The organism is Arthrobacter sp. B10-11 (assembly GCF_033142195.1).
In the GTDB taxonomy this organism is placed as follows: Bacteria; Actinomycetota; Actinomycetes; order Actinomycetales; family Micrococcaceae; genus Arthrobacter; species Arthrobacter oryzae_C.
Map to the genome: position 1 here is coordinate 59384 of NZ_JAWMTH010000006.1, position 15937 is coordinate 75320.

14 protein-coding genes and 2 riboswitches are annotated in these 15937 nt (G+C 66.0%); of the genes, 11 read left to right on the forward strand and 3 right to left on the reverse strand.

Going from position 1 to position 15937, the window contains the following annotated elements; genetic code table 11:
• Positions 1–24: 24 nt before the first annotated feature.
• Positions 25–1389: an MFS transporter gene (locus RW112_RS17615; RefSeq protein WP_317783002.1), complete on the forward strand. Its 1365-nt coding sequence runs from the start codon at positions 25–27 to the stop codon at positions 1387–1389.
• A gap of 24 nt (positions 1390–1413) precedes the next feature.
• Here the strand turns inward: RW112_RS17615 and serC are convergent, their stop codons facing one another.
• The gene (serC, locus tag RW112_RS17620; RefSeq protein ID WP_317783003.1) at positions 1414–2544 is read right to left on the reverse strand and encodes a phosphoserine transaminase; all 1131 of its coding nucleotides are present in this window, start codon (positions 2542–2544) and stop codon (positions 1414–1416) included.
• 280 nt (positions 2545–2824) lie between these two features.
• Here serC and RW112_RS17625 point away from each other — a divergent pair, with 280 nt between their 5' ends.
• The 10 genes from RW112_RS17625 (at position 2825) to RW112_RS17670 (ending at position 14202) form a co-directional block, all read left to right on the forward strand.
• The gene (locus tag RW112_RS17625; RefSeq protein WP_317783004.1) at positions 2825–3520 is read left to right on the forward strand and encodes a metal-dependent transcriptional regulator; all 696 of its coding nucleotides are present in this window, start codon (positions 2825–2827) and stop codon (positions 3518–3520) included.
• A 110-nt stretch (positions 3521–3630) separates the two neighbouring features.
• Positions 3631–3874: riboswitch (cyclic di-AMP (ydaO/yuaA leader) on the forward strand.
• A gap of 3 nt (positions 3875–3877) precedes the next feature.
• Positions 3878–4702 (forward strand): M23 family metallopeptidase, encoded by an 825-nt coding sequence (locus RW112_RS17630; RefSeq protein ID WP_317783005.1) that lies wholly within the window; start codon positions 3878–3880, stop codon positions 4700–4702.
• Positions 4703–4815: 113 nt separating this feature from the next.
• A riboswitch (cyclic di-AMP (ydaO/yuaA leader) is annotated at positions 4816–5009 on the forward strand.
• A 70-nt stretch (positions 5010–5079) separates the two neighbouring features.
• On the forward strand, positions 5080–5754 hold the full coding sequence (locus RW112_RS17635) for a C40 family peptidase (protein ID WP_317783006.1): 675 nt from the start codon (positions 5080–5082) through the stop codon (positions 5752–5754).
• A 154-nt stretch (positions 5755–5908) separates the two neighbouring features.
• A complete protein-coding gene (locus RW112_RS17640) occupies positions 5909–6676 on the forward strand; it encodes an NlpC/P60 family protein (protein ID WP_317783007.1) in 768 nt (255 codons plus the stop codon).
• 223 nt (positions 6677–6899) lie between these two features.
• A complete protein-coding gene (locus RW112_RS17645) occupies positions 6900–7400 on the forward strand; it encodes an HNH endonuclease (protein WP_028271305.1) in 501 nt (166 codons plus the stop codon).
• 43 nt (positions 7401–7443) lie between these two features.
• Complete coding sequence (locus tag RW112_RS17650) at positions 7444–8061, forward strand: molybdenum cofactor guanylyltransferase (protein WP_317783008.1); 618 nt, start codon at positions 7444–7446, stop codon at positions 8059–8061.
• A gap of 76 nt (positions 8062–8137) precedes the next feature.
• Positions 8138–8521, forward strand: coding sequence for a DUF6457 domain-containing protein (locus tag RW112_RS17655; protein ID WP_317783009.1), 384 nt, complete (start codon positions 8138–8140; stop codon positions 8519–8521).
• Positions 8518–10059, forward strand: a complete 1542-nt coding sequence (locus RW112_RS17660; RefSeq protein WP_317783010.1) for a molybdopterin molybdotransferase MoeA — start codon at positions 8518–8520, stop codon at positions 10057–10059. The genes RW112_RS17655 and RW112_RS17660 overlap by 4 nt, the downstream gene beginning before the upstream one ends.
• A gap of 70 nt (positions 10060–10129) precedes the next feature.
• Positions 10130–11002 (forward strand): formate dehydrogenase accessory sulfurtransferase FdhD, encoded by an 873-nt coding sequence (fdhD, locus tag RW112_RS17665; protein WP_317783011.1) that lies wholly within the window; start codon positions 10130–10132, stop codon positions 11000–11002.
• A 173-nt stretch (positions 11003–11175) separates the two neighbouring features.
• Entirely contained in the window at positions 11176–14202 is a 3027-nt protein-coding gene (locus tag RW112_RS17670) for an alpha-mannosidase (protein WP_317783012.1), read from the forward strand.
• A 198-nt stretch (positions 14203–14400) separates the two neighbouring features.
• Here RW112_RS17670 and RW112_RS17675 read toward each other — a convergent pair whose 3' ends face one another.
• Together RW112_RS17675 and RW112_RS17680 are read right to left on the reverse strand one after the other, a co-directional pair.
• On the reverse strand, positions 14401–15135 hold the full coding sequence (locus RW112_RS17675) for a hypothetical protein (protein WP_317783013.1): 735 nt from the start codon (positions 15133–15135) through the stop codon (positions 14401–14403).
• Entirely contained in the window at positions 15132–15872 is a 741-nt protein-coding gene (locus RW112_RS17680; RefSeq protein WP_317783014.1) for a hypothetical protein, read from the reverse strand. The genes RW112_RS17675 and RW112_RS17680 overlap by 4 nt, the downstream gene beginning before the upstream one ends.
• Positions 15873–15937: the final 65 nt, after the last annotated feature.

Genomic DNA, 15937 nt, shown 5'->3' on the forward strand with positions numbered 1-15937 from the left:
GGCTAGGCACCACGGAGGCCGGAGATGACGTCCACCTTCAAGTCCCTGCAAATCCTCAACTACCGCCTCTGGTTCATTGGTGCCCTGATTTCCAACATCGGGACCTGGATGCAGCGCACCGCCCAGGACTGGCTGGTCTTTGACCACCTGACTGACCACGACGCGGGGGCCATGGGCATCACCATGGCCCTGCAGCTGGGGCCGCAGCTGTTCCTCGCACCTGTGGCCGGACTCCTGGCGGACCGCTTCAACCGCCGCCACCTCCTGCTGATGACCCAGTCCGGCATGGCGCTGCTGAGCACCGGCCTGGGCCTCCTCGTGGTCCTGGGCGCCGGTCAGCTCTGGCACGTTTACGCCTTTGCCCTGCTACTGGGCCTTGTCTCCGCCCTTGACGCCCCCGTGCGGCAGACCTTCGTCTCGGAGCTGGTGCGGGACGACTACCTGCCCAATGCGGTGGCGCTCAACAGTGCCTCCTTCAACGTGGCAAGGATGATCGGACCCGCTGTGGCCGGCGTGCTGACGGTTGCCGTCGGGCCGGGATGGGTGTTCCTGATCAACACCTTCACGTTCCTGGCACTTCTGTTCAGCCTCTGGAAGATCCCGGTTTCGTCCCTGCGCGTCCTTCCCAGGGCGGCTCCCGGCAAGGGACGGATCCGTGAGGGACTGCGTTACGTGCGCTTCCGCCCGGACATCGTGGTGGTGCTCGTGGCCGTCTTCATCGTCGGCACCCTCGGGCTGAATTTCGTCCTGTTCATAGCAGCCATGGTGGGCACCGAATTCGGGCTGGATGCCAGCGCCTTCGGGCTGATGAACTCCATCATGGCCATCGGCTCCGTCGCCGGGGCGCTGCTGTCAGCCGGGCGAAGCAAGCCCCGGCTCCGTATCATCTTCGGGGCAGCCGGTGCATTCGGCGTCACGTCCGGGCTGGCGGCTTTGGCACCGAACTACTTCTGGTTCGGGGTGGCGCTCGTGCCCGTGGGGCTCTTCGCCATCACGATGATGACCAGCGCCAACGGCTATGTGCAAACCACCACCGACCCGGTGATGCGCGGCAGGGTCATGGCCCTGTACATGGCCATCTTCATGGGCGGAACACCGATCGGCGCCCCGCTGGTGGGGTGGGTGGCCAATGTTGCCGGACCCCGCTGGTCCATGTCCGTGGCGGCCGCTTCAGGGCTGCTGGCCGCGGCAATCGGCGTGGTGTGGATCATCCGCGCCGGGCAGATGAAGCTCGCATTCAACCGCCGTGCCCGGGGACTGCGCTATTTCCGCGTGGTGCCCGGCGCGTCCAACCGCCCACGCATTGCTGAAGGAAAAGCCGAAGGAAAAGCACCGAAAGAAGAAGGCGCCGCCCGGGACCAAAGCCCGGACGACGCCGTCGAACGCTAGCGCGTCAGCGCCGCCACGGACCCGTTACTTCCGCAGTTCGCCCACAACGTAGTCGATGCTGGACAGGAGGGCGGAGACGTCGTCCGGATCGATCGCCACGAAGGTGGCGATGCGCAGCTGGTTGCGTCCCAGCTTGCGGTACGGCTCCGTGTCCACGATCCCGTTGGCGCGGAGGACCTTCGCGATGGCCGCTGCATCGATCGAGTCGTCGAAGTCGATGGTGGCGATGACGTTGGAACGGTCTTCGGCCTTGGCAACAAACGGGGTGGCGTAGTCGGAGGCCTCGGCCCAGGAGTAGATGCGCCCGGCGGAATCGGCCGTGCGTGCGGCGGCAAAATCAAGGCCGCCGCTGGCGTTCAGCCACTGGACCTGCGCGTCCAGGGTCACCAGGGTGGCCAGCGCCGGGGTGTTGTAGGTCTGGTTGAGCCGGGAGTTGTCGATGGCCGTCTGCAGGTCCAGGAAATCGGGGATCCACCGGCCGCTGGCTTTGATCCGCGCGGCACGCTCCAGGGCTGCGGGGGAGAAGAGGCCCAGCCAGAGGCCGCCGTCGGAGGCGAAGTTCTTCTGCGGGGCAAAGTAGTACACGTCTGCTTCGGACACGTCGACGTCGAGGCCGCCGGCAGCCGAGGTGGCATCCACCAGGACCAGCGAGCCTTCGTCCGCCCCTGCAACCCGCTTCACCGGGGCGGCCACGCCCGTGGATGTCTCATTCTGCGGCCACGCGTAGACATCAACGCCAGCTTCCGCCACGGCGTCGGGCCTGGTCCCCGGCTCGGCCTTGATGATCGAGGACGCATCCAGGAACGGAGCCTTGTTGGTGGCAGAGGCGAACTTGGAGCCAAACTCGCCGAACGAGAGGTGCTGGGCCTTGCTGTCCACGAGTCCAAACGCCGCAATGTCCCAGAACGCCGTGGAACCGCCCACGCCAAGGATGACTTCGTAGCCTTCCGGGGCGCGGAAGAATTCGCTGAGCCCGTTGCGGACGGACCCCACAAGGTTCTTCACCGGTGCCTGGCGGTGCGATGTTCCCAGGAGTGTGGCAGACGCGGCAGACAGGGCCTCGATCTGCTCGGGGCGGACCTTTGAAGGCCCGGCGCCGAACCGCCCGTCCTTGGGCAGGAGGTTGGCGGGGATAGTGATGCTGGTGTCGCTCACATTGGCTCCAATTTTTCGGCGTGGACGCGGAGGGGCCCGGCAGTGCACGGGGTACTGCAGGTGGAATCCCCTATATTCTGCCTGACGCGCCTGCGGGGGAAGGAACGGCATCCGTCATAGTCCAGTCACTGAGACATGGTCCGGTCCCGGAGGCGCAACGCACTGACGCGGCAGTTCACGGGTCGGCTGCCGGTGAGTCAGCCGGATGATTATCCGGAGTAATTCAAAATAGGTTAAGCTTGTCCCTGACGCAAGGACTGTGCTCGAGGAGCTGAGCTGGATGACGGATCTGATCGACACCACGGAGATGTATCTTCGGACAATCTTGGAGCTTGAGGAAGAGAGCATCGTGGCTCTCCGCGCCCGGATTGCCGAACGGCTGCGCCACTCCGGGCCCACCGTTTCGCAGACCATCGGCCGGATGGAGCGTGACGGGCTGGTGGTTGTTTCGGGCGACCGGCACCTTGAGCTTACGGAAACGGGCCGGAAACGGGCCACTGAAGTCATGCGTAAGCACCGCCTCGCTGAGCGGCTACTGGCCGATGTGATCGGCCTCGACTGGGCGTACGTCCACGATGAAGCCTGCCGGTGGGAACATGTCATGAGTGAACGGGTCGAACGGCGCATCTTCGAACTCCTGGACCACCCCACGGTGTCCCCCTACGGCAATCCCATTCCCGGGCTGGCGGCGCTCGGCGGCGAGCCGTCGCCCGCGTTCACCGACGGCGTGGTGAACCTCCTGGAGGCCATGACAGGGTACGGGGCCGACTCGCGCGTAACGGTGAGCAGGCTGGCTGAACCGATCCAGGTTGAACCCGAGCTGCTCGTGCAGCTCGATGAAGGCGGGATCAGGCCGGGGGCGTCCCTCGCCCTGGAACGCGTGGGGGAGTACATCTCGGTGCGTGTGCCCGAGATCGAGGGGGCCCTGGAATTGCCGCCCGAAGTCGCGGCCCACGTATTTGTTACGGTCAGCTGACCGCGCACCTCGTAGGACCACCTACAACTGCCTGAGACGCAGATAACGGAATTATTACCGCGCTGATTAATCACCTATAGTTGTGGACTAGCGCCGATACTAAAGCGTTACCTGATCCGAAGCCGAGCTCTGCCAGCGGATCAGCGTACGAATTACCTCCTGGCAGAGGCGGGGGAACCACAACCGGCCGTTGAAAAACGGCCTTGGGGTGAAGTCCGTCAGCGGCAAGCCATCTCCGACGAAGGATTCCCTAGGGACACCCCTGTGTCAGATGCCTTGCAGTGGCGGACCGGGTCTTTGATCTCTCTGACCCGAATCCGACAGCTAACTTCGCAGGCTCTCCAGAGAGGATAATTTTTGACCACGCAGACCGTCAGGGGCCGCCGCAGGGCGACCGGTCCCGCTTCGGAGTACCCAGTGGCCGAAGCCGTTATGACGGTCAGGCCGCGCGATGCGCACCGTGATGCGCGCCGGCGCCGCAGCCTGTTCAGCCAGGTTACGGCCTTCGCCTCGGCGAGCGGTGTGGGCCAGAAGGCAGGCATTGCCCTCGCGGCCACCGGGCTCGTCCTCACTGTGACCGTCCCGTCCACCGGCCCCGCGATGTCCACAGCGGACACGGGGAACGCTGCCGCCGCTGCGTCAGTTGCGCCCCAGCCGGAAGTGTCCGCTGCTGCGGGTGCCAAAATCGACTTCAACCGCACCTACGTCGCCACCAAGGGCGATCCGGACGGCAAGCTCAAGCAGCTTCTGAGCGCGCAGTCGGCAGGGACCATTACCCGTGCGGCCTCCGCCGGCAGCCTCGGGGCACCGCTGGAACAAATGGTTTCGGCCTCGCCGTTCGGCTTCCGGGTCAGCCCCATCACGGGCGGCGCCGGTGAGTTCCACCGCGGCCAGGACTATGCCGCCCAGTGCGGCACGAGCGTCCTCGCTGCCGCCAGCGGAACGGTGACCTTCTCGGGCTGGCATCCTTACGGCGGCGGAAACCGCGTGGTGATTGACCACGGCAACGGCCTGGAAACCACGTACAACCACCTTTCGTCTTCCAACGTCCAGGTGGGGCAGAAGGTGGGCCGTGGCGACCTCGTGGCGCTTAGCGGGACCACCGGCGCCTCCACCGGCTGCCACCTCCATTTTGAAGTCATGGTCAACGGCGAAGTCGTCGACCCCACCGGCTGGCTCTGATCCAAACGATGGACCGCTCTCGCATTCCTGTGACATGCCGTGACCTGAATGTGACATTCGTTATTAATTCCTGTACCGTTTAGAGCACGCCAACTTTTCCGAAGTTGGCGCTCTTGAGTGGATTGCCTAACTCTGCCACCGCTCAAGGTCCGTTCGCATGACATCGTCTGGCAGAGGCGGGGGAACCAATTTTGGTCTTCGCAAGAAGACCTTGGGGTTAAGTCGCAACGCTTCCCAGGAAGCCGAGCGGCCGGGTGACTCCCATCCGAATCCGACAGCTCACCTCGTAGGCATTGGGAGAGGCTACCTTCGTGTCTACACGTCACAATTCTGCGCGCCACCGTGCGCAAACGGTTCGAACGAACCCGTTGAACTCCGTGTCCCGGGCTGTTACTGCCAACGCCGGAACCGTAGGTCGCCAGGCGGCTGTCATTGCAGCCGCGTCCGGATTGATCCTCAGCGTTGGAATGCCGGCGAACGCCGCCGATACCAACCTGGGCGTTTCCGCTTCCACGGAGTCCGGCTCACAGTCGGCCCAGCTGACCGTCACCGCGGAACCGACAGCGACTGTTTCCTTCGAGCGTCCGGCAGTGACCACGAAGGCAGCGCCCAAGGTTGAAACCGTTCGGGCACAGTCCACCGGTACAGATGCCAGCGAAACGTCCACTGAGGCCGACGCGGAAGCCAAGGCAGGCAAGCTTGCCGATGCCGCTTCGTCTGCGGCAGCATCGGGCCTCGCTGCCATCGCTTACACCGGCATCGGCAGTGCCTACGTCTGGGGCGGCACCACTCCCAGCGGCTGGGACTGCTCAGGCTTCACCCAGTGGGTCTACGCCCAGGCCGGTATCAGCATCCCCCGCACCAACGCATGGACTGCCATGACGCCCACCGCCACCCCGGCGCCGGGCGATCTTGTCATGCAAAACGGCGGCGCACACGTTGGCATCTACGTCGGCAACGGCATGATGATCAGCGCGTTGAACCCGTCGCAGGGCACCCTCCTGCACGCTGTGTCCGCCACGGGCACGTCCGCGTTCTACACCATGCGCTAAATCACGCTGCGCTAAAACGCGTGCTTCCCTTCAGTGAAGCGCGCGTCCTTCGCTAAAAACCCTGTTCGGGCCGTTCCGGCTTACCCCCAAGATGCCGGAGCGTCCAAAAGCCGCGGCCTGCCATGCAGTCTGAGGAAAACGAAAGAGAGAAATAATGACTACTCGTGCCATCGCACGGCACCGCGCCGAGGTTACCAAAACCAACTCGCTTGCTGTCATTGCCAAGGCTGTCGGCGACAACGCCGGCGGCATGGGCCGTCAGGCTGCGGTTATCGCTGCTGCTTCCGGCCTGGTCCTGACGAGCGGTATCGCAGCCAACGCTGCCGACACCAATGTTCAGCGCGAAGCAACCTCTGCTTCCACCTTGGAAGTCCAGTCTTCCGCTCCGGCCAACATCTCGGCTGCATCCAGCATCGCGATCTCCTTCGAGAAGCCCGCTGTATCCACTTCGCCGGCTCCGGTCGTTGAAGAGGCCAAGCCTGTTGTTGAGGTCCAGGAAGCTGCTCCCGAGGCCGCTCCGGCAGCCACCGTTGAAACCACCGTCGCAGCGCCGGCCGCACCGGCAGCCCCCGCCGCTCCGGCCGCTGCCAGCGGTAACGGCGCTTCGATCGCAGCTGCGGCTTACGCCCAGCTCGGCGTTGCCCAGGACTGCACCGCCCTCGCCACCAACTCGCTTGCAGCCGTGGGCATCAACTACCACGGCTGGCCGGCAGGCTACCTCTCCCTGGGCCGCACCGTCAGTGCAGCCGAGGCGCAGCCGGGCGACCTCGCCTACTACCAGAACGGCGGCATGGGCATGGCTCACATCGCTGTCTACGTCGGCAACGGCCAGGCCGTGCACGGCGGCTGGAACGGTGGAACCACCTCCCTGTTCAGCGTCAACGTAGGCTCCGGCCCGGTCTTCATCCGCGTCGGCGGCTAAAGCCTCCGGCTCACGTTTGCCAAAAGAACCCCTGCCTTCGGGCAGGGGTTCTTTTGCGTTTCCGGCAGGTGAATTTTTATCGACACGGGGTGTATGGTAATGACCCGATTCGGTGATCGGCCACTTGAGTGTTTACTCTTGTGTTGTCGATCCATAGCCCGGACAAGCAGAGGGCAGCCGGCCCTCGAGCCCCTGACGGGTGCGGCCGTGAAGAGGTATGTGCATGCGCACTCTCGTTCTTAATGCTGGATATGAACCGCTGGCGGTTGTGACATTCCGCCGGGCGCTGGTTCTTGTGCTGACCGGAAAAGCTAGCGTGGTGGCCGAAGGCGACGATCCTGTCGTCGGGCCGCAGGAAATCCTGGGCCGTCCGTCCGTGATCCTCCTGAACCGCTACATCCGCCCGCGGTACAACACCATCACGGCAGTGAGCCGCCGGGGCGTGTTGCGCCGCGACGGCCACCGCTGCGCCTACTGCGGGAAAGCAGCACACACCATTGACCACGTCCACCCCAAATCCAGGGGCGGTGCCGACTCGTGGGAAAACCTGGTGGCCGCCTGCTTGAGATGCAACAACGTGAAGGGCGACCACACCCCGGCCGAGATGGGCTGGAAGCTCAGGTTCGTGCCCGCGCCCCCTCACGGCACCATCTGGCAGATCAAGGAACTGGAAAAGCCCACTCCCGCGTGGGATCCTTTCCTGCTGCCTGAATCCGCGGCCTGAGGCGTCTGCTGCACAGGGCCGGCTCGATCGCTAGGCTGGCCCTGTGGAGTTCGATGCCTTAGTCCTGGCCGGCGGCCGGTCATCGCGCCTGGGCGGCGTGCCCAAGTCCCAGTTGGTGTACGACGGCGCCACCCTCCTGTCGCGGTCGCTCGCGGCAGCCGCCGGGGCAACCGCCACAGTGGTGGTGGGACCCGATTCCGGCGCACTGCCCTCCGGCGTCCTGACGTGCCGTGAAGAGCCTGCGTTCGCCGGCCCTGCCGCGGCTATTGCTGCCGGCCTGGCTGCCCTTGACCATGCGCAGGGTCCGCTTCGGGCAGGCCTAACGCTGGTTCTGGCCTGTGACATGCCCAAAGCGGACCAGGCCGTGGCGGCCCTGCTGGCAGCCCTTACCGCGGGATCCCCGGGGAGCGCGGGCTCCGAAGGAGTCATGGCCGCCTCACCGGACGGCCGCCAGCAGCCGCTCGCGGGCTTTTATAGCACGCGCGCGCTACAACGGGCCGTCGAGGAAAAGACCAGGAGCGGAGGGCTTACGGGAGCATCAGTCTTCGCCCTCCTTGCTAGGCTTGACGTGCGGACTGTAACCGTCCCCGCCGGTGCCACGGACGACGTGGATACCTGGGACGATGCCACCGCGTTAGGGGTGTCCCGCCAGGGGTCGTGAGCCGCCGACAGCATACGCCGCCGTCGGTGGACCATGCGGTGGCACCGCAACTGAATTTTCGAGTTTGGAGGCAACAGTGAAGAGCCAGGAAGAAACGCTGGAAGACTGGTGCCGGGCGCTGCTGCAAGCATTCGAGTTGGAGGACGTCGAGGTGGACGTCAATGAAGTACTTGCGCTGGCCGGGGTGGCAGCCCACTCTGTGGTGCGCCCGGCGGCGCCGTTGACCACCTTCATCGCCGGCTTCGCGGCGGGCATGGCCACAGGCTCGGGCCAGGCCCCGGACACGGCCTCGATGCAGGCTGCCCTGGGCAGGGCACGGGCGCTGGCGATGGACTATGCGGAAGTGGACACGGCGGCCTCGACGCCGCAGACGCCATCCGGGTCGGAACCAGCCGTGTCCGGGCCGGCGACCGCCCCGGCAGCAGTGCCACCCGCCACGGGCAGGAACACCGGCGCATGACGGCTGCGCCGCCGGGCGGCGCTGACGCCGCCAGCGACGTCCTTGAAGGCGGGGATCCTGCCGGCGGCCCAGGCTCCGCCGACGCAGCCGGACCCCAGGCTGCCGATTCGCAGGGGGGCGAATCACACGGGGCCGGGCACACCCACGCGGCGCACACCTGGCAGGAGGCCCGGCAGGCGTCGTTCGACTGCGCCACACCCATCCCGCCGGGGCCGGTGCCGCTCAGGAGCGCGCTGGGCAGGACGCTCGCAGCGGATATCACGGCACTGCAGGATATGCCGCACTATGCGTCATCAGCCATGGACGGCTGGGCGGTCAACGGGACGGGGCCGTGGATCCTGGCAGAACCCGGCCAGCGGCTGGCGCCGCACCAGGCCAGCCCCATCGTCACGGGCGGTCTCATTCCCCCCGGCGCCAAGGCTGTGCTCCGCAGCGAAAGCGGCACGATCACAACGGATGACGAAGGGCTCCCGGTCTTGGCCCTTGGCGGCTCGGCGCGGCCCGGCGAACCGAAGAACGGCCAGCACATCCGGAAAGCCGGGGAGGAAGCAGCCGCCGGAGACGTCCTGGTCAAAAGCGGTGCGGTCCTCAATCCGGCCCACATGGCCCTTGCTGCGCTCGCCGGGCACGACTCCCTGCAGGTCCGGGGCAAGCCCGTGGTGAGGATCCTCCTGACAGGCTCCGAAGTGGTCACTGCAGGCCTTCCCGCACCCGGGAAGGTACGCGACACCTTCGGCCCGCAACTGGGGGCAGTGGTCGGGATGCTCGGCGGCATCTTCGCCGGGCAGGAAAAAATTGGCGACAACTACCACGAATGGCTTGCTGCCTTGGAAGACATCGGTCCCGAGGACATCGGACCGCAGGCCGGTCCGGGCATGCAGGCTGGCCAGGGCCCGGAAGCCGGTTCCGTTCCATCGCAGGGAGCGCCGGTGCCGGGCGCGGAAGAGGTGCCTGCCGACGTCGTCATCACCACCGGCGGAACCGGCCGGTCGGGGACCGACCACCTCCGCCGTGCCGTCGCGGAACTGGGCGGCCGCCTGCTGATCGACGGCATCGCCATGCGACCGGGGCATCCGGCGGTCCTCGCGGAACTGCCGGACGGCCGCTTCATCCTTGGCCTGCCCGGCAATCCCCTCGCCGCGATGATGGCGCTCTGCACGGTGGGGGCGCCGCTGCTGGCTGCCCTGGGCCACGGCACCCTGCCGCCGGTCAGCGAAGTGCCCTGCGGAACCATGATCGACGCTGAACCGGGACGGACCCGGCTCATGCCCTTCAGGCTTCTGTACGGCATGGCATCGCCGGCCCGGCATGCAGGACCCGGGATGATGCGCGGCCTTGCGGCTGCCGACGGCGTCCTTGTGGTTCCGCCGCACGGCGTTCAGCTGGGGGAGCCGGTACCGGCCTTCGCCTTGCCCTGGGGCGCACCGATCCAGACGGCGGATCCCGCTGCGGCCAAAGCGAAGGCAGCCGCCCGCAAGGCACCCCGCAAGCCCGCAGCGTCGGACGGTCCGGTGGACTGGAGCGCCCTGCTGGGCTGAAACGTCCCCGGCTGGTGAAGCCGGTCCGGGCTTGCAATGATGGTCATAACCGCACTTTAAGGAGCGCATCGTGGCCCGCATGACGCAACGCCGCAAGATCCACAAGTTTGTCCTGGACGGCTCACCCCAGTCCCGCGCGTTCCCTGTGCGGCACCGGGAGGATGTCCTGGCTGTGGAAGAGCCGCTCGAGATACGGCTGGGCTCCCTCCCGTTTACCGTCACCATGCGGACGCCCGGCGACGACTTTGACCTCGTGGCCGGATTCCTGGTCTCCGAGGGCATCATCTGGGACCCCGAGCAGCTCATCTCCCTGCGCTTCTGTGCCGGTGAGGACGAGAACGGCGTGCAGACCTTTAACGTCGTGGAAGCCCAACTGCGGCCGGATGTGGTCCTTCCTGAGCGGGGGCGCAACATCTTTACTTCAAGCTCGTGCGGCATCTGCGGCACCGATTCGATCGATGCCGTCCGCAAGTCGTCGCATTTCAGCCCGGCGGAGGATCCGCTGACAGTGCCGGTTGAGACGCTGTCAGGACTCCCGGACAAGCTTCGTGCCGCGCAAGCAGTCTTCGACACCACCGGCGGTGTCCATGCAGCGGGCCTCTTCCGGATCACCGACGACGGCGGCGCTGAGCTGCTGTGCCTCCGCGAGGACGTGGGACGCCACAACGCCGTGGACAAGGTAGTGGGCTGGGCGCTGCGCGAGCGGCTGCTGCCACTGGCCGGCACAGTGCTGCAGGTCTCCGGGCGCGCCTCTTTCGAGCTGGTCCAGAAGGCGGCGCTCGCCGGTGTTCCGGTGCTTGCGGCGGTCAGTGCGCCGTCCAGCCTGGCTGTTGAACTTGCCGACGCCAGCGGCATGACCCTGGCAGGCTTCAGCAGGGGAGCTACCCTCAACGTCTATGCCGGGCAGCACCGCATCACGGCTCCCGCACCCGTCCCCGGATAGGGAAAAGCGCTTGGCTTATGCGGCCCGGCACAGTAGATTTTATCCATCGAATGGACGCGCCGATACGCTCCTTCAGCTGAGTCCAAGGGCTAGCGCATAAGCTGAAGCCAACGCCCAGTAAACCCGCGAATCGGCTCTAAGATTCCAAACCACAGGCATTAAAGAGGACCACATTGCACGACGACCGCCGCATCACGGAAGTCCGTCTTGACCGCTTCATGCGCGAACGCGTGGACCCCGCGGTGTATGCCCGCAGCGTCCCGCTGAACCTGAGCAGCTGGGACGTTCCGGACGAGCCCGTTTCCGTCCTGGAAGCCCTGCGCCACGACTTCGTCCCGCTGGAACACGGATCGGCATGGGGGCGTCCGTGGAGCACCAAATGGCTGAGGCTGCGGGGGGAGGTTCCCGATTCCTGGGGTACCGCTCCGGACACCGCAGTCGAGATCGTGGTGGACCTCGGGTTCACCCGTGAACTCCCGGGCTTCCAGTGCGAGGGAACGGCGTGGCGGCCGGACGGAACCATCATCAAGGCCATCTCGCCGCGGAACCAGTACATACCGTTGAAGCTTCTCGGCAGCGGGATGGCAGTGGACTTCTACGTCGAGGCTGCCGCGAATCCGGACGTTGCACAGGGGTGGACATTCGCGGCCATGCCCTACGGCGACAAGTCAACGGCGGGGAGCGACCCCAAGTACCGGCTGGGCAGCATAGCCATCGCCGAACTCAACCAGACCGTCTGGGAACTGCAGCAGGATGTCTGGACCCTCAGCGGGCTAATGCACGAGCTGCCCATGGAAATGCCGCGACGCCACGAGATCCTGCGCGCCTTGGAACGGATGCTGGACGTCATGGACCCGGACGACGTTCCCGGCACCGCGGCGGCCGGGCGTGCAGCACTGGCCGAAGTACTGTCGCGCCCGGCGTACGCCTCGGCCCATCAGCTGGTGGCAACGGGGCACGCGCATATCGATTCGGCCTGGCTGTGGCCGGTCCGGGAAACCATCCGCAAGTGCGCCCGCACGTTCTCCAACGTCGTGGCACTGATGGATGAGTCTCCCGACTTCGTTTTCTCGTGTTCGTCCGCCCAGCAGTTCGCCTGGATGAAGGAGTTCTATCCGGAACTGTTCGGCCGCATCCGCGAAAAGGTCAAGGCCGGCCAGTTCGTGCCGGTCGGCGGCATGTGGGTGGAATCCGACACGAACATGCCGGGCGCCGAGGCCATGGCCCGTCAATTTATCGAAGGCAAGCAATTCTTCCTCGACGAGTTCGGCGTGGAGTGCCGCGAGGCCTGGCTGCCGGACTCCTTCGGCTACTCCGCAGCGCTGCCGCAGATCGTCAAGGCGGCCGGCAGCAAGTGGTTCCTGACCCAGAAGATCTCCTGGAACCAGGTGAACAGGATGCCGCACCACACCTTCGACTGGGAAGGGATCGACGGCACGCGCCTGTTCACGCATTTCCCCCCCGTTGACACGTACAACTCCGAGCTCAGCGGGCGGGAACTCGCGCACGCGGAGCGCAACTACCGGGACCACGGCCGTGGCACAGTCTCGCTGGTCCCGTTCGGCTACGGCGACGGCGGCGGCGGACCCACCCGGGAGATGATCGCTGCGGCCCACCGCACCGCCGACCTCGAAGGGTCGCCCAGGGTCCGGATCGGGACCGCCGCGAACTTCTTCGCCCGGGCGCAGGCCGAATACTCCCCGCTGCCGGTGTGGGTGGGCGAGATGTACCTGGAACTGCACCGCGGCACGTATACCAGCCAAGCCAAGACCAAACGGGGCAATCGGCGCAGCGAGCACCTGCTCCGGGAAGCGGAACTCTGGTGCGCCACGGCATCCGTCCGGACCGCGGGCGCGTTCGAATACCCGGCGGCCGAGCTGAAGCGACTGTGGCAACTGGTCCTGCTGCAGCAGTTCCACGACATCCTGCCCGGCAGTTCCATTGCCTGGGTCCACCAGGATGCCGAGCGGAATTATGCAGCCGTCGCGGACGCCCTGGAGGCCATCATCGCCGGCGCCGCGAACGCCGCCCTCGGTGAAGGAAACCGCGAATTCCTGCTCAACGCCGCACCGCACGAACGCAGCGGCGTGCCTGCGCTGGCAGCCGCCGAACCGGTGCGGAGCGACCACCCCGTGACGGTCACCGAATCCGACGGCGGGTACGTCCTCGACAACGGAGTGATCCGGGCCGTGCTGGACTCCACCGGACTCCTGACGTCCCTGGTGGACTACGCCAGCGGCCGCGAAGCGATTGCCCCCGGCCAGTTCGGGAACCATTTGGAACTCCATCGCGATACGCCCAATGAGTGGGACGCGTGGGATATCGACGAGTTCTACCGGCGCAACGTCACCTCCCTGACCGAAGCGCATTCGGTGACCCTCGAGCGGGGCGGCTGGGACGCCGTCGTCGTGGTGGAACGGCTGGTCGGATCGTCCGCGATCACCCAGCGGATTTCGCTGGAAGCAGGTTCAGGCTCGCTGGGGATCCTGACCTCCGTGGACTGGCAGGAACGCGAAAAGCTGCTCAAAATCGGTTTCCCGCTCGATCTGCGCGCGGACCGTTCAGCGTCCGAGACCCAGTTTGGGCACGTCTTCCGGCCCACCCACACCAACACGTCCTGGGAGGCCGCCAAGTTCGAAATCTGCGCCCACCGCTGGATCCATGTCGGGGAGCCGGGTTACGGCGTGGCCGTCTCCAACGCCTCCAGTTACGGACACGATGTCACCCGGACGGTGAGGGACGACGGCGGCACCACGACTACCGTGCGTACGTCGCTGCTGCGCGCCCCCAAGTACCCTGATCCCGGTGCCGACCGCGGCCGGCACGATCTGTTGGTGACCATCAGGCCCGGTGCGGCCATTGCCGACGCCGTGGAAGAGGGCTACCGGACTAACCTGGCCCCGCGCATGGTGAAGGGGGCACATCCCGTCAGCCCGCTGTTCACGGTGTTCAACCAGGGAATCGTGGTGGAGGCGGTGAAGCTGGCGGAGGACGGGTCCGGGGACGTCATTGTCCGCCTCTACGAATCCCTGGGGGAGCGGTCCGAAGGGATGGTGACCGCCAACTTTGAGACCACGGACGTGCAGGCAGTGGACCTGCTGGAGCGCCCCGCTGAGGCGCACGGCGTTGTGACCGGACGGGATTCCGCCAAGCTGGCGCTTCGGCCGTTCCAGCTGGTCACCCTCCGCTTTAGCCGCTGACGCGGCCATTAATTGCAGTCAGGGCCTTAACAGGCTGAGTGGTGGCGGTCCCCAACGGCCCGCCACCACTCATCCCCCCAATAGCGCTCAGTGGGGGCCCGGCGTCCACGGATTGTGCCCGTTAGCTAGCCCAGCCTGCACCACTTTCACACATTCATGATTCTCTCATGTTCTAATGATTTTGTGAAAGCGCTCAGCCTACTTTGCAGTAGATGACCTTCGCGTGGCCGGCGCGGCAGCCCGGACGCGACCACACCAGAAGGCGGCAAGGCCGAGGATGAAGCACAGGGCGGCCCCGTAATTGATGAAGAACCGCAGCGAATGAAGCTGGGGCGGGAAGAAGGGAAACAACAGGCTGCCGGCCAGGCAGACGCCGCCGACGGCAAGCAGGAACGCGCCCACCCGGACCAGCGTCGGCAATTGGCTGGCCACGGCCTTGGCCAGGGCCGGGAGCAGCACAACTGAAACGTACGCCGGATAAGCACGGCCCGCTGCGCCATAGTATTCCACCAGGGCGGCGTCCCGGGGGCTGCGCTGGGAGATGGCAACCATCCCCGCCGAGGAGCCGGACGTATCCATCATGAGGAAGACAACAACCGTGAAGGCCGAGACCAGGCCGAACACCAGCAGCCCCGGCAGCCCCAGCAGCAACCTGCGGGACTTTTGGGCGCCGAACGCCCTGAGGCTGCGCAGCCCGATGAAGAAGATGACGCCGAAGAGGACGAACCGAAGTACCAGGTTGGCGATGTTGTTGCCGCCAAGCAGGCCGTCGATGGCCACGTACGGTCCGTCAATGCTGAGGAGGATCGCCAGCGTGGCCAGTACAAAGATATAGAAGAGCGACCGGTTCTCACCCCTGATGGCACTGGGAATTCGCGCCACCGCGGCGGTGCAGCAGACGGCCAGGGTGGCCCATTGCAGGATCTCGATCATCCGAGGTTCTCCCAGATCGTTTTGGTTTGTTCGTGGTCTTGTTCCTGGCGCTTGAGGGTCTTCCCCAGCGCCTGCAGCCTCTCGCCGGCCAAGGCGGCGAGCTCGCCGTCGGACATGGCGTCCAGCGCAGCCTGCCTTGCACCGGGCGGCCAGCCCGCTTCGGACTCGGTGATCATGCCGGTGGCCACCAGCCCGCCTGTCAGGCCGACGTCGGCGGCCCTTGACGTTGCGAGGGCCAGCTCGGGGGTCAGCCGGTTGGCTGTCAGCTGCGCGGAGTAATTCTGCGGGGCGATGCCCGTGGAACTGGAAACCCGGTGCCGGAGTTCACCGTCGTCGATCGCGTCCACCCAGTTCTTGACGGATGTTGCATGCGGGGCCGGGGTGAGCGGCGGAGCCGGCGGTGTCCTGTCGGTTTCGCTGCCGGCTGCGGCGGACCGCGAAATGACTGCCTTCAGTAAATCCATGGTGGCAATCTGGCTGACGAGTTCCGCGGCAGTGGGAAGCGCGGGGCTTCCGGCGAGCTCGCTGTAGTTGTCGAAGGTGGCCAGCGCCGCCACTGGATTGATGTTGAAGGCCCGGCTGATGCTGACAACCGTGCTTTCGGACACCTTCCCGCGTACCAGTTGCTGGGCCAGGGTGGTGCGCTTGACCCCGGAGATTCTGCAGATGTCAGCGGTGCTCGCCTGGGGCGCAATTCCGTGAAGCCAGCGTTGGAACGCCTTGGCGGGGAGTGGCATGAATGGCTTCCTGCAGGGTGGGGCGGGTCTGGTCTCGTTGGCCGATTTTACGGCGGGGGGTATAT

What these genes read in the sequence shown, in the direction of transcription:
- RW112_RS17615 (WP_317783002.1), top strand. Translation starts at nt 25, where the DNA reads ATGACGTCCACCTTCAAGTCCCTGCAAATCCTCAACTACCGCCTCTGG.
- RW112_RS17625 (WP_317783004.1), top strand. Translation starts at nt 2,825, where the DNA reads ATGACGGATCTGATCGACACCACGGAGATGTATCTTCGGACAATCTTG.
- RW112_RS17640 (WP_317783007.1), top strand. Translation starts at nt 5,909, where the DNA reads ATGACTACTCGTGCCATCGCACGGCACCGCGCCGAGGTTACCAAAACC.
- RW112_RS17645 (WP_028271305.1), top strand. Translation starts at nt 6,900, where the DNA reads ATGCGCACTCTCGTTCTTAATGCTGGATATGAACCGCTGGCGGTTGTG.
- RW112_RS17660 (WP_317783010.1), top strand. Translation starts at nt 8,518, where the DNA reads ATGACGGCTGCGCCGCCGGGCGGCGCTGACGCCGCCAGCGACGTCCTT.
- RW112_RS17675 (WP_317783013.1), bottom strand. Translation starts at nt 15,135, where the DNA reads ATGATCGAGATCCTGCAATGGGCCACCCTGGCCGTCTGCTGCACCGCC.
- RW112_RS17680 (WP_317783014.1), bottom strand. Translation starts at nt 15,872, where the DNA reads ATGCCACTCCCCGCCAAGGCGTTCCAACGCTGGCTTCACGGAATTGCG.